This window comes from Yoonia sp. D2-7, from assembly GCF_055809435.1.
On record NZ_CM147912.1, the window covers coordinates 2,855,981 to 2,881,793 of the forward strand.

General features: G+C 54.4%; 22 protein-coding genes. 12 read left to right on the forward strand and 10 right to left on the reverse strand.

The window, feature by feature from the left end; genetic code table 11:
* Positions 1-74 precede the first annotated feature (74 nt).
* Positions 75-1,094: an AraC family transcriptional regulator ligand-binding domain-containing protein gene (locus AC0L7R_RS14085; protein WP_473657500.1), complete on the reverse strand. Its 1,020-nt coding sequence runs from the start codon at positions 1,092-1,094 to the stop codon at positions 75-77.
* 131 nt (positions 1,095-1,225) lie between these two features.
* On the opposite strand from AC0L7R_RS14085, the gene AC0L7R_RS14090 reads away from it, so the two are divergent.
* Positions 1,226-2,272, forward strand: coding sequence for an efflux RND transporter periplasmic adaptor subunit (locus AC0L7R_RS14090; protein WP_473657501.1), 1,047 nt, complete (start codon positions 1,226-1,228; stop codon positions 2,270-2,272).
* A 9-nt stretch (positions 2,273-2,281) separates the two neighbouring features.
* A complete protein-coding gene (locus AC0L7R_RS14095) occupies positions 2,282-5,329 on the forward strand; it encodes an efflux RND transporter permease subunit (RefSeq protein ID WP_473657503.1) in 3,048 nt (1,015 codons plus the stop codon).
* Between the two features lie 81 nt (positions 5,330-5,410).
* Here the strand turns inward: AC0L7R_RS14095 and AC0L7R_RS14100 are convergent, their stop codons facing one another.
* The 6 genes from AC0L7R_RS14100 to hmgA are packed head-to-tail and all read right to left on the reverse strand — an operon-like array spanning position 5,411 to position 11,441.
* Positions 5,411-5,605: a DUF2783 domain-containing protein gene (locus tag AC0L7R_RS14100; RefSeq protein ID WP_473657504.1), complete on the reverse strand. Its 195-nt coding sequence runs from the start codon at positions 5,603-5,605 to the stop codon at positions 5,411-5,413.
* Entirely contained in the window at positions 5,602-7,230 is a 1,629-nt protein-coding gene (locus tag AC0L7R_RS14105; RefSeq protein WP_473657506.1) for an FAD-dependent monooxygenase, read from the reverse strand. Before AC0L7R_RS14105 ends, AC0L7R_RS14100 begins: the two co-directional genes overlap by 4 nt.
* Positions 7,231-7,235: 5 nt before the next feature.
* Positions 7,236-8,186 (reverse strand): MBL fold metallo-hydrolase, encoded by a 951-nt coding sequence (locus AC0L7R_RS14110; protein WP_473657507.1) that lies wholly within the window; start codon positions 8,184-8,186, stop codon positions 7,236-7,238.
* A gap of 11 nt (positions 8,187-8,197) precedes the next feature.
* Positions 8,198-9,445, reverse strand: coding sequence for a fumarylacetoacetase (gene fahA, locus AC0L7R_RS14115; RefSeq protein WP_473657508.1), 1,248 nt, complete (start codon positions 9,443-9,445; stop codon positions 8,198-8,200).
* Positions 9,442-10,083: a maleylacetoacetate isomerase gene (gene maiA / locus AC0L7R_RS14120; protein ID WP_473657509.1), complete on the reverse strand. Its 642-nt coding sequence runs from the start codon at positions 10,081-10,083 to the stop codon at positions 9,442-9,444. Before maiA ends, fahA begins: the two co-directional genes overlap by 4 nt.
* Positions 10,080-11,441, reverse strand: coding sequence for a homogentisate 1,2-dioxygenase (gene hmgA, locus AC0L7R_RS14125; RefSeq protein WP_473657510.1), 1,362 nt, complete (start codon positions 11,439-11,441; stop codon positions 10,080-10,082). Before hmgA ends, maiA begins: the two co-directional genes overlap by 4 nt.
* A 184-nt stretch (positions 11,442-11,625) precedes the next feature.
* On the opposite strand from hmgA, the gene AC0L7R_RS14130 reads away from it, so the two are divergent.
* Positions 11,626-11,958: a MarR family transcriptional regulator gene (locus AC0L7R_RS14130; RefSeq protein WP_473660429.1), complete on the forward strand. Its 333-nt coding sequence runs from the start codon at positions 11,626-11,628 to the stop codon at positions 11,956-11,958.
* Positions 11,959-12,030: 72 nt separating this feature from the next.
* Here AC0L7R_RS14130 and AC0L7R_RS14135 read toward each other — a convergent pair whose 3' ends face one another.
* Positions 12,031-13,182 (reverse strand): helix-turn-helix domain-containing protein, encoded by a 1,152-nt coding sequence (locus AC0L7R_RS14135; RefSeq protein ID WP_473657511.1) that lies wholly within the window; start codon positions 13,180-13,182, stop codon positions 12,031-12,033.
* Between the two features lie 172 nt (positions 13,183-13,354).
* On the opposite strand from AC0L7R_RS14135, the gene AC0L7R_RS14140 reads away from it, so the two are divergent.
* The 3 genes from AC0L7R_RS14140 (at position 13,355) to AC0L7R_RS14150 (ending at position 17,363) form a co-directional block, all read left to right on the forward strand.
* Positions 13,355-14,050 carry a hypothetical protein gene (locus AC0L7R_RS14140; RefSeq protein ID WP_473657512.1) on the forward strand — a complete coding sequence of 232 codons (696 nt, stop codon included), beginning with the start codon at positions 13,355-13,357 and terminating at the stop codon, positions 14,048-14,050.
* A 92-nt stretch (positions 14,051-14,142) separates the two neighbouring features.
* Positions 14,143-14,973 (forward strand): MipA/OmpV family protein, encoded by an 831-nt coding sequence (locus AC0L7R_RS14145; protein ID WP_473657513.1) that lies wholly within the window; start codon positions 14,143-14,145, stop codon positions 14,971-14,973.
* Positions 14,974-15,359: 386 nt separating this feature from the next.
* Positions 15,360-17,363: a Hint domain-containing protein gene (locus AC0L7R_RS14150; RefSeq protein WP_473657514.1), complete on the forward strand. Its 2,004-nt coding sequence runs from the start codon at positions 15,360-15,362 to the stop codon at positions 17,361-17,363.
* Positions 17,364-17,451: 88 nt separating this feature from the next.
* Here the strand turns inward: AC0L7R_RS14150 and AC0L7R_RS14155 are convergent, their stop codons facing one another.
* On the reverse strand, positions 17,452-18,351 hold the full coding sequence (locus AC0L7R_RS14155) for a LysR substrate-binding domain-containing protein (protein ID WP_473657515.1): 900 nt from the start codon (positions 18,349-18,351) through the stop codon (positions 17,452-17,454).
* 107 nt (positions 18,352-18,458) lie between these two features.
* Between AC0L7R_RS14155 and AC0L7R_RS14160 the strand changes: the two genes are divergently transcribed.
* The 4 genes from AC0L7R_RS14160 to AC0L7R_RS14175 all read left to right on the forward strand — a co-directional run bounded on the left by AC0L7R_RS14160 (position 18,459) and on the right by AC0L7R_RS14175 (position 22,757).
* A complete protein-coding gene (locus tag AC0L7R_RS14160; RefSeq protein WP_473657516.1) occupies positions 18,459-19,097 on the forward strand; it encodes a glutathione S-transferase N-terminal domain-containing protein in 639 nt (212 codons plus the stop codon).
* Complete coding sequence (locus AC0L7R_RS14165; RefSeq protein ID WP_473657517.1) at positions 19,094-19,570, forward strand: DUF1348 family protein; 477 nt, start codon at positions 19,094-19,096, stop codon at positions 19,568-19,570. The genes AC0L7R_RS14160 and AC0L7R_RS14165 overlap by 4 nt, the downstream gene beginning before the upstream one ends.
* A gap of 69 nt (positions 19,571-19,639) precedes the next feature.
* The gene (locus AC0L7R_RS14170) at positions 19,640-21,613 is read left to right on the forward strand and encodes a pyridoxamine 5'-phosphate oxidase family protein (RefSeq protein WP_473657518.1); all 1,974 of its coding nucleotides are present in this window, start codon (positions 19,640-19,642) and stop codon (positions 21,611-21,613) included.
* Positions 21,614-21,875: 262 nt separating this feature from the next.
* Positions 21,876-22,757 carry an MBL fold metallo-hydrolase gene (locus tag AC0L7R_RS14175; protein ID WP_473657519.1) on the forward strand — a complete coding sequence of 294 codons (882 nt, stop codon included), beginning with the start codon at positions 21,876-21,878 and terminating at the stop codon, positions 22,755-22,757.
* 38 nt (positions 22,758-22,795) lie between these two features.
* Here AC0L7R_RS14175 and AC0L7R_RS14180 read toward each other — a convergent pair whose 3' ends face one another.
* Positions 22,796-23,554 (reverse strand): GntR family transcriptional regulator, encoded by a 759-nt coding sequence (locus AC0L7R_RS14180; protein WP_473657520.1) that lies wholly within the window; start codon positions 23,552-23,554, stop codon positions 22,796-22,798.
* Between the two features lie 204 nt (positions 23,555-23,758).
* On the opposite strand from AC0L7R_RS14180, the gene AC0L7R_RS14185 reads away from it, so the two are divergent.
* On the forward strand, positions 23,759-24,769 hold the full coding sequence (locus AC0L7R_RS14185; RefSeq protein WP_473657522.1) for a TRAP transporter substrate-binding protein DctP: 1,011 nt from the start codon (positions 23,759-23,761) through the stop codon (positions 24,767-24,769).
* Positions 24,770-24,780: 11 nt separating this feature from the next.
* Positions 24,781-25,800 carry a TRAP transporter substrate-binding protein DctP gene (locus AC0L7R_RS14190; RefSeq protein WP_473657524.1) on the forward strand — a complete coding sequence of 340 codons (1,020 nt, stop codon included), beginning with the start codon at positions 24,781-24,783 and terminating at the stop codon, positions 25,798-25,800.
* Positions 25,801-25,813 lie beyond the last annotated feature (13 nt).

A 25,813-nucleotide genomic window follows, 5' to 3' on the forward strand; every position in this document is an offset into this window, starting at 1 on the left:
GGGAACACCATTTGCCACAGGGCCCGCGACGATCCGCGGTAAACCTTACGGCATCTCCGCAAGAAATCGGACCGCTAGCCGATCTTTTTGCGGCTCTTGCGAATGGCGATGGGCGGCATGTCGAACCATTTGCGGCAGGCGCGCGACAATGCGGATTGTTCAGGGAAGCCGAGCAACGCAGACAGTTGCGCCAGCGTCGCATTTGTTTCTGTGAGGTATTTCAGGGCCAGCTCTTTGCGCAGGGTGTCTTTAATGTCTTGAAAGCTGGTCTTTTCATCAAGGAGTTGTCGGTGAAGGGTTCGCGGGTGAATGGCGAGGATGCGCGCGACATCCTCGCGGTTGGCTTGGGGCGTTCCGATCATGGGTCGTAGAACAATCCGAACGCGATCTGCGAGGCTTTGGCCCGGAACCGGAAAATTCCGCTCAAGGTGTTCCTTGACGATTTGCCCAACCTTCGGCACGACATCCCCGATCGGCACATTCCATGCGGCTGCGTCACAATGAAACGCAGCGTGCGGTTGGTTTTCGTACACCGGAAGACCGAAAAACTTCTGATACCGGCCTATTGATCCGCCCGCGCTATGCGGCAAGGAAACCGCTTTGATCGTCTTGCGGAGCGGGTCGCGCATTTGTCCGGCTTGGAAGCTCATGCCAAGGGTGAGTTGAAGGGCCTGTCGCTGCGCCTCTGCCGATACGCCATCGATGAAAACGTTGATGGCGACCGTGTTGGGGATAAGTGTGCCGGGGTCTTGAACATCGATCCTCAGCGCCGTGCCTTGCAGGAAAATAAAACGCGAAACGACGCTCGCCGCTTCGGCTGGGGTGCTCGCGTTCATCATGGCAAGTCCAAGGATGCCTAGAACTTCGTGATCCTGATATTTGGCAATGCGCAGCCCGAGGTCGGGACATTTTGTGGCCATACTGCTGGCTTCGAGCAGGCCGCACACAGCGCCGATGGGCAACAACGCGTCTTCATCGCGCAAAGTTGCATCGCTGATTGCGAATTGTTCCAGCAATTTGGCATGCGAAACGCCCAGTTCCTGCATGACCTTAGTGTAGCCCCGAAGGGCAGCGGCGCGGATTACATATGTCATGTCCTTAAATGACAATTTTTTGTCCTTAAATGTCAAGACAGACTACATGCGGGGGCTTAAGTGAACGGTTCAGTTTAGATAAGAGTCTTTGTGATAGGTCCACGAATCTATCGCAGCAAGGAGAGTTCAACGTGAACCGGATACATCTCGCAATACGGACAATTGCCATCGCTACAATCTTGGCATTCCCAACGATCAGTCTGGCGCAGACCCCTATCGTTAAGATCCAGACCGTTGACGCAACGGGGTCCGGCCTTAGCCGTGTATTCTTTGGTCACGTTGTGGCGCGCGAAACTGTTGATTTGGCGTTTCAGGTGTCCGGTCAAATCGTTGAAATCCCACTGGACGAAGGTGCCGATGTGCCCAAGGACGGTTTGGTCGCCAGCCTTGATCTTGTGCCGTTTGAACTAGCCTTGGAACAGGCGTTGGTGAACAACCAACAGGCCCAGCGCACATTAGATCGCTACCGCCAACTTGAAGGCAACGTCGTCAGCCCGACCACCGTGCAGGACGCCGAAACGCAGGTCGAATTGTCGGGCATCGCGGTCAGCAACGCCGAACGCGCATTAAGTCAGGCCACCCTTGTTGCCCCTTTTGATGCATTGGTTGCGTCACGTCTTGTGCCCAACTTTTCAACGACGGCTGCGGGGACACCGGTCGTGCGCTTGCACGATATGTCAGATCTTCGGATCGAAATCGAAGTTCCAGAAATCCTGTTCCGGCAAGCTGGCCGTAATCCGGATGTCGAAATTTACGCCGAATTTACAGGCGATCCAAACCGCTATCCGCTTGGAATTCGAGAAGTGAATGCCGAAACGGCGACTGTGGGTCAGACCTATTCGATCACGCTTGGGATGGCACCTACGGACGGATTAACCGTGTGGCCCGGTTCGTCAGTCAAGGTCACAACCACCTTGGCGACGGACGATACTGTTGTGATGATCCCCTCCTCCGCCGTGGTAATTGCGAACGACGGATCGACCCACGTCATGGTGTTTACGCCAACCGGCGAACGCGAAGGGCAAGTCACGTTAACAGCCGTCGAAGTCGCGGCAACAGAGCGCGGTGAAGTTGAAATCACATCGGGCCTTGAGGCCGGGCAGGAGATCGTGACCGTCGGGGCATCCGCATTGATAGACGGCCAAGACGTCCGCCGGTTCACCGGTTTCGGGGGCTAAGAGCGCACAATGGATATCGCACGCTTTTCGATCAACAACGCGATCTACACATGGATCGTCATTCTGACGTGCCTGTTCGGGGGCATCTGGGGGTTTTCGTCGCTCGGGCGGCTCGAGGACCCCGCATTCACCATCAAGGTGGCGGTTGTGGTAACGCAATACCCCGGTGCCACGGCTGAAGAAGTCGCTGACGAAGTATCCGAACCGATTGAATCAGCCATTCAGAAGATGGGTGAAGTCCGTCTGATCGAAACGATGAACCAGCCCGGTCTTTCGTGGATCACTGTGGAAATGCAGGATCACTACGACGGCAGCGAGTTGCCCGGCATCTGGACAAAACTGCGCAATCGCGTCAGCGAGGCAGCGCTGCCAAGTGGTGCGACAACGCCGTTTATCAACGACAGTTTCGGCGATGTGTACGGGTTATACTACGCGGTGACCGCGCCCGGATTTAGTGACCGCGAAATCAATGACCTTGCGGATTTCCTGCGGCTCGAAGTGCTATCCGTTGATGGTGTGGCAGATGCCGTGGTTTCCGGTAATCCAAACGAACGCATCTACGTTGAACCTGATCTGGCTTTGTCGACGTCTTTGGGTATTCCGCCCGCGATGATGCAAGCCGCCCTCGCGAACGCAGACGAAGTCGTCGATGGCGGATCGATCCAGAGCGACAAAGGACGCACGTTGTTACAGCGTCCCGAAGGGTCCGACAGCGTGTCGGCGATTGCCGCACTTGATGTTGGTGTCGGTGGTCAGGTCGTCAATCTGTCCGATTTCGCCAATGTCTATCGCGGCCGCGAAGATACCCCGAACCTGATCTTGCGGCACAACGGTGTAGAGGCGTTCAGTCTTGGGGTCGCGGGGCTTTCAACAGAAAACATTGTCGAAGTCGGCCACGCCGTTGACGCACGATTGGAACAACTTAAGACATCCATCCCCCTAGGCGTTTCGATTGAGCCGATCTACCAGCAGCATGTGGTCGTCGAAGAAGCGTCCAACACGTTTCTGGTGAACCTCGCGATGTCAGTCGCGATTGTGATCATCGTGCTCGCAATTTTCATGGGATGGCGGGCGGCTGTCGTGGTTGGTGCCACGTTGTTGCTGACGGTGGTTGGCACGCTGTTCTTCATGGCGCTTGGATCAATTGAAATGGAACGCATTTCGCTGGGTGCGTTGATCATCGCCATGGGGATGCTGGTGGATAACGCCATCGTTGTGGCCGAAGGTATGCAGATCAACATGCAGCGCGGGCAAAACTCGCGCGAAGCATCCACAGAGGCCGCGAGCAAAACACAAATACCCCTCCTCGGTGCGACTGTGATCGGGATCATGGCCTTTGCCGGAATTGGTCTAAGCCCCGATGCGACAGGTGAATTCCTGTTCTCGTTATTTGCGGTTATCGCAATTTCGTTGCTGTTATCTTGGGTGCTGGCGATTACTGTCACGCCGTTGTTGGGCCACTACTTTTTCAGTCAGGGCGAGGCGGGCGGCACTGGCGGCTACGATGGATTGATTTTCCGTGGCTATGCCAGCGTCTTGCGGGCCAGCCTGAAACTGCGTTGGCTTGTGCTGGCCGCGCTGATCGGCACAACGGTTGTTTGCTACGCAATGTTTGGGCAAATCAAGCAACAGTTCTTTCCAGACAGCAACACGCCGCTCTACTTTGTGAACTACAAACTGCCTCAGGGCGCAGGTATCAATCAGACGTCGGGCGACATGCAAACGCTGGAAGACTGGCTGATCGAACGCGACGACGTGGTCGCTGTCACGTCCTATTCTGGCATGGGCGCGTCGCGTTTCATGCTGACCTATGACAGCGAAGATCCGAACCCCAGCTACGGTCACCTGATCGTGCGTGTCACGTCGCTTGACGTGATCGAAGTTGAGATGAACGCGCTTGAGGCATTCGCGGTCGAGGCCGTGCCGCAGGGTGAATTCCGCGCGAAACGTCTGGCTTTCGGTCCGGGTGGTGGGGCGCCGATCGAAGTCCGCTTTTCCGGTGCTGATCCAGAAGTCCTACGCGATTTGTCTGACGAAGCTGTCGCACGTCTGCGCGCGGCATCACCCAATATCATATCGCCGCGTTATGACTGGCGTGAAAAGGAACTGGTGCTGCGGCCAATCTACGCCGAAGACCGCGCCCAAGAATCCGGCATTTCGCGATCCGATATCACCCGCACCTTGCAATTTGCCACCGAAGGAAGCGCCGCTGGCGTTTTCCGCGAAGGGGATCGGCAAATCCCGATCATCCTGCGTACCGCCCCGGATGCAGATATATCGTTGATTGATCACGTGATCTATTCGGACAGCAACGCTGCATTGGTGCCCTTGGAACAGGTAATCGACGGTTTCCAATTCGAACCGCAGGACACGCTGGTTTTCCGCCGTGACCGCACAAATGTCATCACCGTGGGTGCGGATATCCCACGCGACATGACGGCAACCGAAGTCTTGTCCGAAGTGCGCGCTTCCATCGAAGACATGGACATTCCGGACGGCTACATCATGGAATGGGGCGGCGAATACGAAAGCTCGACTGATGCGCAAGCGTCTCTTGGGTCACAGCTTCCGATGAGTATGATCATCATGGTTTTGATCACCGTGCTGTTGTTCAACGCATTGCGTCAACCGATCATCATCTGGCTATTGGTTCCCATGTCTGTCAACGGCGTCAGCCTTGCGTTGCTGGGTGCAGGATTACCGTTCACCTTCACCGCTTTGCTGGGACTGCTGTCCCTGTCCGGCATGCTGATCAAAAACGGTATCGTGCTTGTCGAAGAAATCGACCTGACACGCGCGGCAAACCCCACCATGCCTCTGGAACAGGCTATCGTTACGGCATCGACATCCCGACTGCGGCCTGTATTCCTCGCGGCTGCGACGACAATCTTGGGGATGTTGCCATTGCTATGGGACGCTTTTTTCCAATCCATGGCGGCAACGATCATGGGCGGATTGGCGTTCGCGTCCGTTCTGACGATGATCGCGGCACCGGTGTTGTATTACCTTTTCTTCAAGCGCGTCGTTGAGCGCGCTGAAGTCGCGTCGGCGGGGTAAGTTTTGACATTGCAGGCAGCCGTTGCCAGCGCTCAATCGAACATTCGCGGCAACGGACTGCTACCCAATGAAACTGAATCCTTAACCGGTTTGGGACGCGATATTGATCGACTGCTCCAGTATATTTTGATCCCCGACATGATTAGCGAGAACCAGAATGAGGCGCGCGTTGAATGCGTTCGTCTCTTCTAAGGTGAGCCCATCGTGAGCCGCGAGCAATGCGGCATAGAAATCATCGGGGTTTTCTAGGTTGGCCGAAAGGTTCAACTTCGTCATTGTTCTGTCCCCCCGAGCGCCATGCGCACAGCTTTCTCAATAGCCTCGCGATCAAATTGTTCCCAACGCGCCGCGACGTGTTGATCTGGCCGAATGAGGTAAACTCCGGCGCTGTTCGTGCCGAGATAACGATCTGCTAGCGCACCCGTCGGGTCGTCATCCTCGGCCAGTTCAACAACATCGATATCAAGCCCTGCAACGTGAAAGGTTTCGGGGATATTTACCTTTATCGCCAGCAACTTGAAGACATCACCAAGCCGGTCCAGCAAGTGCCCCTGCGAGAGCGTGGCATCAGAGCACGCGCTACCTGGACGAGTTCGCGTAGGCGCATCCGGCAGTTCATCTGGGCCGTTCAATTTGGACTGATCGTAAGTACAAGGCAGCGACAAGCGGCCGGAATTAACCAACGGACGTGCGAATGCCTGATCTTCGACAAGGTCAAGGACCGCGTCACGAAACAACGTATGGGCGGGATTGCGCGGCGTCAGGAAATCGGCCGTGCGGCTAGAGTTCTTGATGTTTTCCTCTGCCCCATATTTGCGTTCGTCATGGTAGCTGTCCAGCAAGGCATCGCCCGCTTCGCCATTGACGACAGCCGCCAGTTTCCAACCAAGGTTGTCTACATCCTGCATACCACCGTTGGCACCACGCGCCCCAAACGGGCTGACCTGATGGGCGGCGTCACCTGCAAAGAACACATTGCCATGGCGGTATTCATCCATTGTGCAGCAACGGAACGTGTAAATTGATGTCCAAACCAATTCAAAATCGATGTCCTCGCCGATCATGGCAGAGACCCGTTCGCTGATCCGTTCCGGTTTTAGTTCTGCTTCGCGATCAATGTCCCAGCCAAGCTGGAAATCCAGCCGCCACACATCATCAGGTTGCTTGTGCAAAAGCGCCGTTTCACCCCGGTTGAATGGAGGATTAAACCAAAACCGGCGTTCCGTCGGGAAATCCGCCCGCATTTTGATGTCAGCGATCAGAAAGTTATCTTCAAACACCCGCCCGTCAAAATCGAGCCCCATCATCCCACGAATAGGGGAATTCGCCCCGTCACAGGCAACCACATAGTCAGCTTCAAGCTGGTAAGGTCCATCGGGCGTATCAACTGTCAGAACAACATGATCCGACTTTTGATCAAGCGCCGTAACGCAGTTGCGTCCCCGTATTTCGATAGGCGCACCCATGGCCTGTTGGCGACGAATTTCGTCGACCAAATACTGTTCAAAATACGGTTGTTGTAGATTGATAAAGGCGGGGCGTTTGTGGCCGTCTTCGGGAAGAAGGTTGAAGTTATAGACCTCTTTTTCATCCCGATAAACGCGTCCAACATTCCACACGACGCCTTTGTCGACCATCGGATCGCCGCATCCCAAACGGTCGCAAATTTCCAACGTCCGTTTCGCAAAGCAAATTGCGCGGCTACCTTGACCGACGCCGTCATGATCATCCAGCACGACACAAGGCGTGCCTTTTCGCCCTAGATCAAGCGCAAGCCCCATACCAACAGGTCCGCCCCCAACGATCACGACGGGGTGGCGATGCGGCCTGTCCGCATCTTGCGCCGCTACCTTTTCATACGGGTATAGCTGAAACGCGGTTTGATATCTGACGGCGACCATGGCGATTACCCCTGCAATGCTTCCCACATTTCGATGTCACGTTTATCTGTCCAAATGCGGGGGTGCGCGATGCCGCGGGCTTCGTCGTAGGCGCGCGCTACGTTGAACGGCAGGCAATGCTCGTAGATCGCATAATCGGAGAATTTTGGATCACATTCAGCGCGCACAGCGTCCCATGCATCCTTGAGCGAACCGCCTTTCACAGCGACACGCGCGGCTGGTGCATAGGTTGAATTCACAAAATCACGGGTACTTTCGATCGCACGTTCGACGGCATCTTTTCCAATCAATGCACCGCCACGACCCGGCGCGATTGCGTCAACATCATAGGCCTTGATCGCATCAAGCGTATTGCCCCAATCCGCAAAATGGCCATCGCCGCAATAGCAGGCAGAATGATCTTCAACGATGTCACCTGTGAACATGACGTTTTGGTCCGGCACATGAATGACAGCATCCCCGGCCGTATGCGCCCGGCCAATCTGTTTGAGATCAACGCGGCGATTGCCGAGATAGACGGTCATGCTGTCGCTGAAGGTTGTTGTCGGATAGGTCAGGCCCGGGATGCTTTCATGGCCTTCGAACAAACGTGGGAAGCGTTGGAATTCGCTATCCCAGTCTTCTTGACCACGTTCGATCACCATTGATCTTGCAGCATCCGACATGATGATCTGACTGGCCCCAAAGGCCGATGCCCCCAAAACGCGGACCGCGTGATAATGCGTCAGAACTACATGACTGATCGGTTTGTCTGTGACTTCGCGGACCTTTTCGATGACTTTGTTTGCAAGACGCGGGGTTGCCTGCGCTTCTACGATCATCACGCTTTCGTCGCCGATGATCACACCGGAATTCGGGTCCCCTTCAGCGGTAAAGGCGTATAGCCCTTCGCCGATCTCGTCGAATGTGATCTTCTTTTCAGACATATCCCCTTGGGATGCGAACGCTTTTGCCATTGTTGTGGTCCTTATAAAGGGAATGATTTTGCAGGAAGAATGGTACCAGTGCAGGTTCCAAAACCAATTTGATAGCCGTCGCCCTTAGCGGCGCCATGCAGCGTCAAGGTGTCGCCATCTTCGATAAATGTGCGAGTTTCGCCAGTCTCGAGGGTCATGGGTTCTTTGCCGCCCCACGTCAGTTCCAGCAGTGATCCACGTTCGGTTTTTTCAGGGCCAGAGATGGTCCCCGATCCGATCAGATCACCGATATTCATCGCGCAGCCGGACGTCGCGTGGTGCGCCAGTTGCTGGGCTGCGGAATAATACATCTGGTTGTAGTTCGTCCGAGCAATGGTTGTCGCACCCTTGCCCGCTGGAGCCATGGTGACAGACAGGTCAATGTCATAAAGCATCGGCCCCGGTTCCACCAAATGCGGCAACAGATCCTTTTCGCGGGCAGGTGTGCTGGTGCGGAACGGTTCCAACGCTTCTTTGGTCACAATCCATGGACCGATCGACGTAGCGAACGCTTTCGCTTGGAACGGTCCAAGCGGCTGGTATTCCCACGCTTGAATGTCGCGCGCGGACCAATCGTTCAGCAGCACATATCCAAAGATCATATCGTCGGCCTGCTGCACCGTTAACGGATCACCCATCGCATTTGCCCCACCTACGATGGCACCCATTTCCAGTTCGATATCCAAACGCTTACAGGGACCAAAGGATGGCACCTCGGCGTCCGGCGCTTTGGTCTGCCCGTTCGGGCGCACGATGTTCGTGCCCGACACAACGACAGTTGATGCCCGTCCGTTATACCCGATCGGGATGTGCAGCCAGTTAGGCGGCAATGCATTTTCTGGTCCTCGGAACATCGTGCCGACGTTCATCGCGTGATGCTTGCCTGCGTAAAAATCGGTGAATTCAGCGACCTTAAACGGCATCTGCATTGTCACATCCGATTGCGCGACAAGATAGTCTGGCAATGCTTCCGCACCTTCCGCCAATAACGCGATCAAGCGTGCACGCAAATCGGCCCATCCCTCAGGCCCGAGTTCCATGACTTCGTTCCAATAGGGGACGTCGAAAACGGCAGCGCCCAGATCAATCAGGCCATCCCCTTCGGCTTTGCACAGATCAAAAATCATATCGCCGATGGCGACCCCACACCGCGGCATCGTTTCTGCGTCAGGTGCAAAAACACCGTAAGGAAGGTTGTTGAGCGGGAAAGGCGTATCGGCGTTATTCGCGCTTTCCACCCAAGATTTAAGCAATGTCATGTGTCATCTTTCGCGTCGGGTTGGTTGTCGGGATGAGCGGCCATGATGGCCGGCACGGCAAGGCAGTTTGCAGTGATTTTTGCGAGTTTCGGAAACCGATCTAAAGGAAGGTCCCAGCGATCGGCATTATACATTTGAGAAACGATACAAAGGTCAGCGAGATCAGGTGCGTCACCAAAGGCGAAAGGCGTATCTCCCGAAATCTGAGTTTCGATCACAGCCAGACCTTCTGCCATCCAATGCTGCATCCAATCTTTCTTTTGATCCGCTGTGGCACCAAATTCATCGCCAAGGGCTTTAATAACACGCAGGTTGTTCACCGGATGAATGTCCGACGCGACTCCATGTGCGATTGCCTGAACCTTTGCGCGCGATATCGGATCAGCCGGAATAAGCTGCGGGTCGGGCCATGTCGCATCGATGTAATCCAAAATGGCCATCGACTGGGTCAGGACTGTCCCATCATCCAAAACGAATGTCGGAACGCCCCCACTTGGGTTCAGCGCCATATAGCTGGCTGCAAGATGGTTGCCCGCGCCCAAATCCACGGACACCGTTTCATAAGTGACCCTCTTTAGGTTCAGGGCGGCCCTTACCCGAAACGATGTGGTTGAACGCCAATAGCCGTAAAGCTTCATTTTTTACCGGGTGTCCCGTCAAATTTCTTCTCCATGTCCGCCCAGCAATCAATGTAGTCGTCCTGCAACGGGGCCTCGGTTCCTGCGAACGTCGTCAGGTGCTGCGGGAAGCGGGTTTCGAACATGAATGACATGGTATTATCGAGTTTATGTGGCTGAAGGTCGGCATTAGATGCGCCTTCAAACGCGTTCCTGTCGGGCCCGTGCGGCAGCATCATATTATGCAGACTGATACCGCCCGGTATGAACCCTTTGGGTTTGGCGTCGTACTGACCGTAAATATTACCCATCAGCTCGGACATGATGTTCTTGTGATACCACGGCGGGCGGAACGTATCTTCGGCGACCATCCAACGTTCGCGGAACAAGACGAAATCGATGTTCGCCGTGCCTTCTTGCCCAGATGGCGCGGTCAGAACAGTAAAGATCGACGGATCGGGATGATCAAACAAGACCGCGCCCACAGGGCAATAGGTTTTCAGATCGTATTTGCACGGCGCGTAATTGCCATGCCACGCAACCACGTCCAACGGGCTTTGGTTGATCTTCGTTTCATGGAATTGGCCGCACCATTTGATGGTGACCGTCGACGGCACTTCACGATCTTCGAAGGCGGCGACAGGCGTCTTGAAATCACGCGGGTTGGCCATGCAGTTTGCCCCAATCGGCCCCCTGCCCGGCAATTCAAATTTTTGGCCATAGTTTTCACAAACGAAACCGCGGCACGGACCTTCTAGAACCTCGACACGGTACACAAGACCACGCGGCAAGATCGCTATTTCCTGCGGTTCAATGTCAATGACACCAAGCTCAGTACAAAACCGCAGACGGCCCTCTTGCGGGACGACCAACATTTCTGAATCGGCGGAATAAAAGTAGGCGTCGACCATGCTTTCAGTCACCAGATAGACATGCGTCGCCATGCCGACCTGTGTGTTTACATCACCCGCCGTTGTCATTGTGCGCATGCCCGTGAGCCACGTCAAAGGCGCGTCCGTATGCGGGACAGGATCCCAACGATACTGACCAAGCGATGTTACATCTGCGACAACGTTGGGCGCCGATTTCCAGTACGGAAGGTCAATTTTCTCATAGCGATGCGAATGCTTCACGGACGGACGGATCCGGTAACACCATGTCCGTTCGTTTTGATGGCTTGGCGCAGTAAATGCGGTGCCCGACAACTGTTCGCCGTAAAGGCCGTAGTTGCATTTTTGCGGAGAATTCATGCCTTGCGGCAATGCGCCCGGCAATGCCTCGGTTTCAAAGTCGTTGCCCCAACCGGGCATATATCCTTCGACAGTGCCTACCGCTGTCGGTGCTTGTTGTAGGCCATGTGGTGTAACAGTTTTATTCATGGGTCTTCCTTCAACATGATTCACACTTAAGTATTTGTTGCATTTGTAACTATCAACGGGTTATTTTCACAAGATGTCAAAAGAATCTCAATTCCAACTATCCGACTTCATGCCCTACCTGCTGAACCGCGCGGCTGAAGTGACGAGCCTCGATTTTCAAAGGGCCTACAAAGACCGCTACGGTATGCTGCGGACTGAGTGGCGCGTTTTGTTTCACCTCGGCCGATACGGTGACTTAACCGCCAAACAGATTTGCGAAATGGCGGACCTGCATAAAACAAAGGTCAGCCGCGCCGTGTCGGCTTTGGAAAAACGACGCTTTTTGACACGATCAACCGTTCCAACCGACCGCAGGCATGAAACCCTTTCATTAACCAACCAAGGGCAAAGCGCCTTTGTCGATCTTCAAAAAGAGGCGTTGGACTTCAACGATAACCTGATGGCTTCTTTTTCGGCCGAGGAACAAAAGGTGCTTCGTCAATGTTTGGAAAAGCTGATTGCGCCACGCTCATCATGAAAACGTAATGGCTAGTTGTCGTTCTTGCGGCGGTTCAGTTCCATTGGGGGCTGACCTTGGATTGCGAGACGCTCATGCACCCTCAAGCTCAGCCGCCATCGTGTCCCGATAGGCCTTGGGCGTCATGCCGGTTTCCCGTTTGAACGCTTTGTAAAATGTCGAACGCGAGTTGAAACCAACGTCCAATGAAATCGTCAACGAGGATTCTTTATTCTCAATGATGAGCGGTTTGGCAGCTTCAATCCGGTGGTGCGCAATAAAGTCGAAGAACGTCAGCCCAATGCGTTCATTCAACGTTTGAGAAATCTGGTTGGGCAAAGCGCCGACATGACGCGATAGTTTCTGTAACGACAGATTAGGATCAAGATACAACGCATCTTGGCTCATTGCAGCCTTGATGCGCGTGGCAAGTTGTTCTGCGTGATCATCACTCAACGCTGACCGCGCATATTTTGCCTCCAACGGCTCATTTGATGCCGCGGGGTCTTCAATCATTGGCTCGGGTGGAGATATCGATGCAAAAGCCATGACAAATAACAATAGGCACGCGGTCAGCCCGTAAACCAGTTCTTCGACCACTACCTGATCGAAGCCTGTATTTTCGGCGACAAACGTAACAGCGACCACACCCCAAACGATGACAATAGAAACCACAAACCAGTCGAGCCACCGCAATTCGCGATCATCGAGATTGGAATAAAGTGTCCGAAGTTTTGATCGATATTCACGCAATCTTTGCAACGTGGCGATGAGATAAACAAACGACGACACGACCCAGCAGAAGATCAGGACAAACGTCGTCAAGACAAGCGTTGACGGAATAACGCCCGCAGGCAGTTCACCCGAAATGAACATCGCGGTTTTGGCCTGCGCGGGCTGCAACCAGTAGCCAACCATCACCAATCCGGCCGCAATCGGTAGAACGATGTCACGTCGCCGCATAGACGAAGATGTCAGTTCGGTCGTCTTTGCGGAGACATAATAGAAAACGGCAGGCGGCTGAATCAGCAGTAGGACCAAGATGACCGGCAAGTAAAAGCCGTACATTGACGGGGCGAACGCAAAGACGAGTGGCGTAGCAACGATGCCGCCAAACACGCCAAAGACTAGCATAAGATAAAGCCGTGCGGGCCCGCCTTGCGGGCCGCGTATCGCTGACATCGCACCGGAGAGCGCGATGCCCAAGCACGCCGCTGACAGGGCAATGATTCCATCGGTAAGCATGCCGATTGATAGGCGAAATTCGCTACCAGCATCAACGTTCAAAACGGATCAACTGAAATACACGAAAAGTGTACGCGCCGTCCCGCGCGGACGACAGGCACAAATTTGACGGGCAATGAGGGTTCAAATTTCACGGCCAGCAGATGTTTGGCCACAACCGAAGAGACCTCAAATGTTCATATTTCTGACGATCACCACGATCGCCCATATCGCCACTGGAACCGTTGCCGTTGTGATGGGTGCCATCACATTCGCAGTCCGAAAAGGTGGATCACACCACGTCAACGCAGGGCGTGTGTTTACGATCACCATGGGACTGTCTTCATGCCTCGGTGCGATCCTCGGGCTGATCAAGTTCGACACATTCTACATCACATTTCATGCAGGTGTGTTGGGCATGACTTTGGTCATCAGCGGGTGGTTGCTCGCCCGTATGCGAAACAGGCGTCGCTTTGCATCTTTCGGTGCGGTTGCAGGTATGAACTTTCTCAACACCGGGGGTCTGTTAGCAGCCGGGTTTTGCGCACTGACGTTCCCAGATCAGGCGCTGCGCGGTTTTGCGGCCGCCGACTACTTCTTCCTCGCGGGGATGGCCGGTGTTGGCGTGATCAACGATCTTGTCGTGCTCTTGAGCAAATCCCTGACGGATCGCCACCGGATTGCACAGCACATCTGGCGCATGTGTCTTGGTTTCTTCATCGCTGCAGGTTCTGCATTCACTGGCCCCGGCGCCAGCATTTTCCCACAGGCGGTGCGCGACAGCGGGATCCTATCGCTGCCTGAGCTGACGATCATTGTGCTGATGCTGTTTTGGCTTTTCCGGATTCTGTTCGGCAAAGGGCGTCGCTTGCAAGTGAAGCAGGCTTGATCCGCACCAACCAGTTTGCGCCGTCCTTAAATCAACCAATCCCTCACCATTTCCAAAAACGCGCAATACCGCGCATCTAGAAAGAGAAGACTATGAAACCTATCACAACACTCGCCGCGATCATGTTGGCCTTCCTCCCCGCCAACGCCTTCGCGCAAAACGCGCCGGAAGATACTTTTGCCGGACACGACATCTTTTTCACCATCACGGGTGGCGTAGTCTCCACGCCATCATTCTTCGGCAGCAATAAGACGTCGACCTATGCGATCCCTAACGTGTCTGTCGCTATCGGAGATCGTCTCAATATCTCTTTGCTCGATGGGGTGTCGTATGACGTCTACAAAGATGACAACCTGACCGCAGGCGTCGCTTTGACATATGATTTTGGCCGCGAAGATACCCCATCCAAACACGATCTGTTGTTGTCTAGCGTCGCTAAGTCGGAAATCGCGGGATTGGGGGATATTGAAGAGACCGCAGAAGTCGGCGGCTATCTCGCCTATACTTACGGAAATCTGCAGGCCAATCTTGCGATCCGCAAGGGCGTCGATGGCGGCCATGATGGGATCGTTGGAGACGTTGATATCACTTACAACGCACCCGTCGAAATTCTAGGGAAGCAGTCCGTCATTTCATTTGGTCCGACGGCAAGTTTTGCTGACGATAGCTATGCGAGCACCTATTTTGATGTCTCGGCGGCCCAATCCGTGGCGTCCGGTATCAGTGAATATGACGCAAACGGCGGCATCATGTCATACGGTCTGCACGCATCGGCATTTGTGCCGCTTAATCAGAATGTATCGCTTGTTGGGTTTGCCGAATTTGATCGCCTCAGCGGTGACGTGCGTGACTCTTCAATTGTGCAAGAACGCGGATCAGAGGAACAAGCGACTGCTGGCCTAATGATCAACTATACCTTCTAGTAATCTACTTGTTGAGGTTGGCGGCACCTTCCCTGCGTCGGTTGCTGCCAACCTTGATGTTATACGCAAACGGCCAGCACCAAAGCTATTGGCAGAAAAATCGCCAATTCGGATAGTCGACTAACCTTTCTGGTAGGTGCTCGGTCAATTCCCGTCTCTGGATATATCTTTAGCTGCCACGCTACCCGTTTGCTGCTTAGGGATTCCTTAGCAGGAGCATCTATCTTTTCAGCAAGTCCCGTCCAACGACCACGCAATAGTATCTACCTGGCAATCAACCGAAAGGTTGAGGTTCAAGGGGTACGCATCTTTGATGTAGAATTTCGGATGCAACCGACTTTGCGAAGCCTGTGTTCATGGGGCCTGAAGCGAAGGAGACCTGCAAGATGGCTTTTATTGATAATGCTCTGTGGCTGACCGGTCCCAACGGGACGGCAGAGAACGGTACGACAACCGTATCTGAAGGCGGCAACAGCACAGTCGTGACGGCCAGCTTTACAGCCAATGCTTGGGACGCATCACAAGGTGGTAATGCGGTTTCTGAATTTGGCGCGTTTGGGGTTACTTCCCCGATCACGGCGAGCTACGATTTTTCGACGCCAATTGAAAATCTGAATTTTGACTTCATCCACGTCAACGACGACGGCGCATCGACGTTTGATGACCTGTGGATCATCTACGCGTATGACGAGAACGGCGTACTTCTGGATCCTACCACGGTCATTGCCGGCTTAAGCGGCGTTCAGGACGAAAACGTATTTGCAAACCCTGACGGTTCGGTGACCATTGAATCCGCAGGCACGATCGCGAACGATGTATCCGTTAATCTACCGGGCCCTATATCGCAGATCGATTTGACCTTTGCACCCGGACCGAACGGGACGAGCACGGGTGGCTCGGGTATCAGCGACTTGCGGTTTGATGTTCCTGCCTTGGACACGGATGGCGACGGCATTACAGATGACCAAGATATCGACGATGATGGCGACGGAATCTTGGATACTGACGAAGGGTACTCTGTCACCACGCCAAGCACGATCACGATCGCATTCGACGCCGATGAGTTCACTCAGATGGACAATACGCGGTGGGAACTACGTGATCCTGACGGCAATCTTATCGCCAGCGACACGACGATTAATGATAACGTCGTCGAAGTCACGAATGTCAGCGTTGCTGGCTTCGGTGACTACACCTTCACGGTTATCGATGATTTTGGCGATGGCATAAGTGGTGCGGACCCGGCGAGCTATACGGTTTCGCTTGATGGCGTTGTCGTTATCGATTCAGGTGCAAATCCGAATTTTGGCGGAACGACCACAGAAGTCTTCAATGTCAGCGGTATCGTTAGCACAACGGATAGCGACGGTGATGGCGTCGCTGATCACCTTGATCTTGATAGCGACAACGACGGGATCACCGACAACGTCGAAGGCCAAAGCACAGCCAATTACATCGCGCCTACGGGCAACGATAGCGACGGGGATGGACTTGACGACGCATACGAGGCTGGCGGTGTCACACCGGTTGACACAGATACCGACGGGACTGCTGATTTTCTCGATACGGACTCGGATAACGATGGCGTCAATGATGTCACTGAAGCAGGTCACGGTTTCAGCCAAGCGGCAATTGACGCATCCGCGGATAGTGATGGCGACGGACTGAAGGACGTCGTTGATAATGTTGTTGGATACGACGCCAACGACGCTGATATTGATGTGGCTGGGAATTTTGCGTTGTCGGATTCTGACAACGACACCGCAGCAAATGGAAGCGGGGCTACACCGCTTGTTAATGACCTAGACTACCGTGACGTTCCTTGCTTCACGAAAGGCACCTTGATCAAGACACCTATGGGGGAAAGGTTAGTTGAAACCTTGCAGCCGGGCGATCTGGTGCTGACCCGAGACCATGGTCTTCGTCCAATCCGCTGGATCGGAAGCCGAACGGTTGTTGGGCGGGGCCGATTTGCCCCCGTGAAGTTCCTAGGCGCAAAACAAGGTGACACGCAGCATTCCATTCTCGTTTCCCCGAACCACCGCGTTCTGATCGTGGGCTATCAAGCAGAGCTCTACTTCGGAACGAACGAGGTGTTGGTTACCGCGAAACACCTCGTCGGGACCGGTGCTGCGTTCGAAAAACCATGTGACGAGGTGACTTACATTCACATCATGTTCGACCAACACGAGATCGTTTATTCAAACGACCTACCGACAGAAAGCTTCTACGCAGGCGAAATCGGACTGAATGCGATTGAAGATTCCTCACGCGACGAGCTGTTTGATTTGTTCCCCGAGCTACGGACAATGGGCAGCCCACACAACCAAACCGCACGGCGCTGCGTGAAAGAATATGAAGCGCGGGTTTTGGTTAATCAACGTTCGTGATGAACGACGCCTAATGATCATTGCCTGATCACAACCGTCGATACTGCTGGCGAAAATCCCTAATATCGGCGCGTAAAAATCGCGGTCATCATGCACCGTCTGGGCACAATGCCGAGTCGTTTGCGAGGTGATCAATCAGAGCGCGCACTCTTGTCGTCAGCCGCCGGTTTTGTGGGAAAAGCGCGGCCACAACATAAGGCGACACACGGTTCTCGGCGAAAAGCTCGACCAACTCACCCGACCGCAAAGCATCGGCAACCGTATAGGCAGGACATCGTGCGATCGCCGCCCCTGATATGGCAAGACGGGCCGATCCCGCTGGCGCGTTCATCCGAAATCGCCCGTTTACTTGCACAGCTTCATCTTGGCCGTTGACCGAAAATCGCCAAACTGTCGGTTCAGTCATATTGCCGTCGAGTATACATTCGTGTGTGGCAAGCGCCTTCGGATGCTCCGGTTGCCCGTGACGGATCAAATAGGCTGGCGATGCGCAGACAACCAAAGGCATGCGGCCAAGTTGGCGTACCTTAAGGGAACTGTCGCGCATTGGGCCAATTCTGACTGCTAGGTCAAGGCCTTCTTCGACAATTGAAACCCTACGGTCAGAGAACTTCAAATCAAGTTCTACGTTCGGATGTTTCTCGGCAAATCGCGCAAGCGATGGGACAAGTCGCAAAGCCCCAAACCCTGTGGGTGCGGAAATGTGGATCACGCCGCGCAACGATGCCTGTTCATTTCTCACTCTGTCTTCAAGTTCATCAAACCCATCGAGCAGCGGCGCGCATAGTGCCAAGTAAGTCGCCCCCGCATCCGTCAATGATACGCTCCGCGTCGTACGGTTAAGCAATTGTACACCCAGCGCATTTTCCAGATCAGCAACGTATTTGCTAACCAAACGCGCAGACCGCCCCATACGCTGAGCAGCGATGGTGAATGAAGCGTTGTTTGCAACCAACGCAAACGCGCGCATGCGGTCAATCTTGTCCATGACATTGCGCCCTTTCAGGGCTTAAAGTTACACCAAAAGTGGCAATTATCCCCCATGACTGCAACTGCTAATCATCCACTAACTTTCAAAACTAACTGGAGACGCTCATGTCGAACGCGGTCCGCATTCACCATTTCGCCAAATCAGGTCACGCGCATCGTGCTTTGGTATTCGCAAAACTTGCAGGAATTGCTCATGAAGCCGTCCCTGTCGATCTTGGCGGCGGTGCGCATAAATCGCCTGAATTTCTCGCGATGAACCCGAATGGCCAAGTGCCGGTTCTTGAGGACGGCGACGTGATCGTTTCGGATTCGAACGCGATCTTAGTCTACCTCGCGCGGACATACGCCCCCGACTGGATACCAAGCACGGCAATCGGCGAAGCTAATGTGCAACGTTGGCTCACGCTCGCTGCTGGTGAAATTGCGTTTGGAACTTGCGCTGCGCGGTTGATCACCGTTTTTGGCGCACCGTTAGAGCCAGAATTCGCCGCCGCAGTAGCTGCGAAAGCAATGCAAAAGCTGGAACAAGGTCTGGTAGGCCGTGATTGGCTTGTCGGTGATCGCCCGACAATCGCGGATGTTGCGACGTATTCCTACACGGCCCATGCGCCGGAAGGAAACGTATCACTTGCCCCCTATCCGAATGTGCAGGCCTGGCTTGCCCGTTTCGAAGCATTGCCCGGATTTGAAGCCATGCCCACGACCGCCGTTGGTCTTCTAGCTGAAAAGGGAGAACTGAAATGACATCCGAAGCCCCGCGTCACCCGTTGCCGCCCTTCACACACCAAACCGCAATCGAAAAGGTCCGTCTTGCCGAAGATGGCTGGAACGGTCGCGATCCCGCCAAAGTCGCACAGGCCTACACAGCTGACAGTAAGTGGCGCAACCGCGCCGAGTTCCCCGAAGGCCGTGCTCAGATCGCTGAATTTCTCGCCCGAAAGTGGGACAAGGAATTGGATTACCGTCTGATCAAGGAACTATGGGTCCATGATGGAAATCGCATCGCGGTGCGTTATGCGTATGAATATCACGATGACAGCGGCAACTGGTTCCGCGCCTATGGCAATGAGAACTGGGAGTTCGATGAAAACGGTTACATGGAACGGCGGTTTGCCAGCATCAACGAACATCCTATCGCGGAAACTGACCGGAAGTTCCACTGGCCGCTCGGGCGTCGTCCCGACGATCACCCGAGTCTGAGCGACCTGGGCCTCTAGGCCATCAATCGATAGCATCGAAATATCCAACAAAACGTAACCCGACGACAGGTGCCGAAGGATCAGGCAATGACGCAGATACATAGGTCGCACAAAGGCGAATTGCTGCTGCAAGCGCAGCGCAATACGCCCAAAGAACTTACCGACGCCATTCCGCAATACATCAGCAGTGACATGCCGCAGCAGCACGCAGATTTTTTTGCTGGCCTGTCCTATCTGCCTCTAGCAACGCTCGACCAAATGGGGCGTCCATGGGTCAGCCTTTTGGTCACAACGTCGGGCGAAGACCCCACCATAGGCATTAAGGTTTCAAGCGGGAACACAACGGAAGTCGTCGCTGAAACAAACCCCTATGATCCTTTTGCGCGCGCGTTGCTGCAAGAACCGACATCGGCTAATGACCGTCAGCTCTTTGCAGGGGTCGGGATCGATTTCACGAACCGTCGACGCAATAAGATCGCCGGATCAATCGAAGATGCCGCTGTTGATCGTATGGGGAAAGTCCGGCTGCGCCTCCTTTCCGACCAGCATCTTGGGAATTGCCCGAAATACATTACTGTGCGTTCGTTGACGCATGTGCAGCGCATGGCATACCTTTCTCATGATAGCTTTGACGTTGGCACCACCGCCTTGCCCGCCGACGCCAAAGCAGTGGTTCATCGTGCAAGCACAGCCTTTCTAGCGACAAAGCATACGGTTACAGACGATGCGTCGGACATCCAAACTGACATGGGCGTCAATCATCGCGGCGGCGCCCCCGGTTTTACACGCATTTACGAAAAACTTGATGGCGATCAGGTCACGACATATCTGGTTTTGCCTGACCATTCCGGCAACCGCTTTTATCAGTCTTTGGGCAATATCGAAACGGACCCGCAAGTCGGCCTCGTGTTTCCAGATTTCGCGACAGGCGATGTCCTTTACGTCACTGGTGACGCGGAAAACATGCTGGATCAGGACGCAGAGGCGCTTATGCCACGCATGAACTTGCTGACGCGCATCAAGGTGACTGGTGCAGTATTGGTCAAAAATGGACTAAACCTAAAACTGACATCTGACGAACAGTTCTCGCCCTACAATCCGCCGGTGCGGCTCTTGCGTCAGGAATTGGAACAAATGGGGCATGCGTCGGCGCCACATGACGGCACTCCTGCTATTTCTGCCACTCTCGTTTCAACGCAAGCTGTTTCCGACAGCATCAAGACATTCAACTTCCGCCTCTCGACGCCAACCGATGCGCCTTTGCCGGGTGGCTTTGGCGTCTTCGACTTCTCGGACATCTTGGACGTCGGTTACACCCATATGAACGACGCAAACCCGCAATTGGTGAACGACGATTTTGTCCGCACATGGACGATTTCCAGTGCGTCCGATTTTGACCCGAATACCAACGCGTTCATCGGCACCGATCGCGTCAGTGTCACCGTCAAACGCAAAGCGGGCGGTTTGATGTCGAATGTCTTACACGACAATATCGACAGGCTTATCGAACGAAAACTACCGGTCGTCTTTAAGGGCACCGGCGCTGGCTTTTCCTGTTTTTCTACGACCCAAAAGGGCAACCCTCCGCGTGTTCCGCCCCAAATGCTTTGGATTGCAGGCGGCGTGGGCATCACGCCGTTTATGGCGATGTGGGACGGTATTCTTAAGGTTGCGAACGCAAATTCTGGACTTGGTTCAACCGACATTGTGCTTCTGTTTGCTGGGCGTGATGACGATATTAATGTCCTGAAGCGTTTCGCCGCGCAGCACGGTTCGCGTCCGAAAAACGTGAAGCTACGCGTCATGGCGTTCCAAAGCATCAAGGGAAACGTCTGCGCCGCACAGACGGCACGGGACGGTCTACGCCCAGCGCTGTTTGATAATGCGTTAAGAGTTGAAGAACGGCGCATGGGGATCGACGACATTCAATCCGTCGCGAACGTTAAGGATCGTGAAGTGTTCATGTGTGGACCCGATGCGATAATGAATTGGAGCGAAACCACGTTGACCGAACTGGGCGTGGAAGAATCGCGACGCCATCGCGAGACATTTATTTTCTGATTTGGACGCACCAGAAAGAAGCGGCTTGTATTTCTCGCTCGGCACAAAAGTCGCGATCAGAAACTGGATGCCATGGCACTGACATTCGCTCTTCCCCGCCAAAATCATGCGCGACACAATTAATACTACATTATTCGGCTCACCCGAACGATCTAGTCTGACGATACCGTCTAATTCGAATGCGGCGCGGGCCGTACAGTTCCGCCAGCTGCGCGGTGCATTCCGTAACGCGCTGGTCATTCTTCATTCGAAAGGACATCAAATGTCGACTTCATTGAACCGCCGCGATTTCTTTAAAAGCGCTGCACTTTCCGCCGGCGCTCTCACACTGCTACGTGCTGGTTTTGCGACAACGCCTGCCGCTGCGCAGGGCGAAATGGCTGCTGGCAACATCCATTCCTTTGCCAAGGGTGGCGTCACGTTCCACACGTATGTCTCCCCTGCAGAGGCCGTAAACGTAACGGCCCATGTCATCGAGATGGGCGATCAGTTGCTGCTGGTCGATTCAACATTCATCCCACCAACCGCCATGGAAGTCACAGCCCTGATCGAAAACACCGGCAAACCTGTGCACACCGCATATATCAGCCACGAGCACCCAGACCACTGGGGCGGTGTTTCCACAATGGAAGGCATCACGTTCTCGACCTTGCCGGAAATTCGCGAAGGTTTGCGCGCCGAAGCAACCAATGGCGAAAATCCTGAACCAACAGCATTGTTGAACGGTCCTGACCTCGCGCTTGGCATGACAGAAATTGGCGGTGTGGCAGTTGAATTCCGGTCTTACGACAATGCTGAGGCCCCCAAAATTATCGTCGCGGTCTTCCCCGAACAGAAAGTCGCTGTAGTGCAAGACCTCGTCTATAACGGCGTGTATTTTGCACCCGGCGTAGACCGTAAAAACTGGATCGCGATCTTGGAAGGCATGCGCGATGATCCGTCATTTGAAACACTGCTCGTCGGTCACGGCCTTCCAACCACGCGCGGCGAACTCGACGTTGCAATCGGTTACCTGAAGGTACTGGATGCGGCATGGGAAGCTGGCACAACACCAGACGAAGTGAAGGCTGCGATTGCAGAAGCTTATCCTAGCTACGACGGCGAATTCCTACTTGGTCTTGTCGACGCGTACTGGGACAAATGATCCTGAACGAAGGGCCGGTGAACGCACCGGCCCCTCTTTTACCCGTCTTCCAGAACGATGTCGGCCGCCGAATAGGCGACAAGATCGGCCACCGTCAGGGTGCCATCGCGCTTTTCAAAGGTCTCGATGTATTCGATCATGGTGTTGGCATGCTCGCGCATCATACCTTCCGCGCGCACGGCATCCCCTGCCGCAATAGCATCATAGATGACGCGGTGTTGCGCATTACCCAATCGCAAACGAAACAGCCCGCGCTCCAGATGTTCGGGCGTATCGCCAACCGATCTGTCAAAAACCATGGAACCCGCCGCAAGCATGGGCAAGTGGCTGATCTGCTGGCAGGTAAACCCGACATAGTCGTTGCCGCAGCTGTCCAACATGGTGGAGTGAAACACGCGGTTCGCCGTTTGCATCCTTTTTATCGCATCAACGTCCAGACGCCCAGCATCTACCGTCGCTTCGATCTCATCAATGGCGCCTGCCATTGCCGGCAATCGTTCATGTCTGTCCTCCGCTTGCGCCATAAGTCGCGCCGCCAGACTTTCCAAATGCCCGCGCACTTGCACCGCTTGCTTTACATCGGTGATCGTCGGGCTTTGGATCAGGTAGCCCCGCCCGTCACCGCGACGGATTACGCCTTCTCGTTCCAAAAGCCGCAGCGCCAGCCGTACAGGCGTGCGCGAAACCTTGTGTGCCTCGCAAAGGTGCGCCTCAGACAGGCGCGCACCCTCTTCGTAAACCCCATGAATGATATCGTTGCGGATCCGTGCCGCGAGCTCTGTGTCAATTGATTGCATGTCACTACTTGCACCGATTTGGGATCCCAAAGTCAAGCGCATTGTCCAATAGCCTGGCGTAAAATCAAACTTTTTGCTTGATTTGGGATCCCATTATCGACTTACTTTGAAGAACAACAGCACAGATTCGGCAAAACCCGAGTCGGAAAATAGAACTTGGGATCCCAAAAGGGTCGTCAGTTCAGCCACTTCTGGGAGGATATTATGGCTTTTTCACGCTACACCCGCGCATTCGCGCTTGCTTCGGTGCTTGCGAGCACTGCGTTTTCGGCGTCGGCCGAAGAACTGACGGTGGCGACATTCGTGCCACCGCAACACCACTCCAATACAGTTCTATTTGCGTGGTTTGCAGAAGAACTTGAAGCACGCTCTGGCGGCACGATGACCATGCAGTTGTTCCCTGCCGGTCAACTGGGTGCGGGCCCTGTGCAGCAATACAAGCGCGCCGTTGAAGGCGTTGCCGACATCACGTTCGGCGTAACCGCCTACACTCCCGCCCTGTTCCCACGCACTATGCTCGCTATTCCACCAGGTGCATCCAATTCATCAGCCGAAGCGACCGTCCGGATATGGTCCGCGTTTGATGAACATCTCGCTGGGGAATATGCCGACGTGAAGGTTATTGCCTTGAGCACTGCCGCGGGTCTTGGGATCGCAGCAACACAAGACGTGTCCACTTTTGAAGGCATGCAGGGCGCGAAGATTGTGCCATATGCCGCCATGACAACGCCGATCATCGAAGCAATGGGCGCAGTTCCTGTGCAGATGCCAGTGTCCGAAATGTACACGGGGCTGTCGACGGGTACGATTGATGGCGCCTACGCGACCTACAACAACATGACGCCCCCTTGGAACTTTTGGGACGTAACAACGCACTTTGTAACGAACGTACCGGTCCAACACGCAGTCATTTTCGTGGTCATGAACCGTGAGCGCTACGAAGGGCTAAGCGACGAACACCGCGCGATTATTGATGAACTGGCAGGCGAAGCCGCATCCATGAAACTCGCGGAAGGTTTTGATGGAGCAGACGAACGTTCACTCGAAATGATGATGGCGAACACAGACAAGAGTTATGAACTTGTCGCTGTCACTGACGAAGAACGCGCCAAGATGGACGCCGCAGTTGCCGACGGCATGCAGGCTATCTTCGCCGACTACGCAGAACGCGGCATCGAAAATGCCGAAGAAATCTACAACGCAATCAACCAATAAGGAGAGTAGACATGACTATTTTGAATACCCTTCGTACCACCGCGCTATCTGCTATTTTTGCAATGTCGGCCCAGTCGGCAATCGCGGAAGAATTGTCCGTCGCAACATTTGTGCCACCAAATCACGAGTCGGTCACTGGCGCGCTGGCATGGTTTGAAAACGAGCTCACAGAACGTTCTGGCGGCACGCTGACCCTGAAAGTCTATGCTGCCGGTCAGTTGGGCGCGGGTCCGACACAACAATACAAACGAGCTGTTGAAGGTGTGGCTGATATCACCTTTGGCATCGCAGCCTCTACCCCGACATTGTTCCAACGCACCATGCTGGCAATTCCACCCGGCGCGGCAGTTGATGCTCTGGATTCCACGGAACGGCTCTGGACCGTTTTCGATGAATACATGGCTGACGAATGGAGCGACGTGAAGGTTCTTGGTGTGGCACCTGTTGCGGGTGGTATGATCATTTCCACGCGGGATGTGTCCACGATTGAAGGCATGCAAGGCGCAAAAATCGTTCCATTTGCCGCGATGACCACGCCAGTGCTGCAGGGTATGGGCGCGGTACCAGTGCAGCTAGATCCTACCGAACATTACACCGGCCTTTCTACAGGGACGATCGACGGCGCAATTTCGACCATCAACAACATCATGCCGCCGTGGAACCTTGATGAGGTTGCAGATTACGCAATCCTCAACACACCCGCGACGTTCAACCCAGTGTTCTACGTGATGAACAAGGAACGCTACGAAGGCCTGAGTGACGAACACCGCGTGGTCATCGACGACATTGCAGGCCTGCCGTTCTCAATGGAACTCGCACGGGCATTCCATCACGCAGACGAGGTTGCGTTGGAGTGGGTCGAAGAACAGCGCGCCACGGGTGAGCTGAACGTCGAGTGGATCACTGTTTCGGACGAAGAACGCGCCAAGATGGAAGTCGCAGCCGCCGAAGGCATGCAGCAGATCTACGACGATTATGCAGCACGCGGCATCGATAACGCGCAAGAAATCTACGAAGCGCTCAACCAGTAAATCAGCTTGGTGG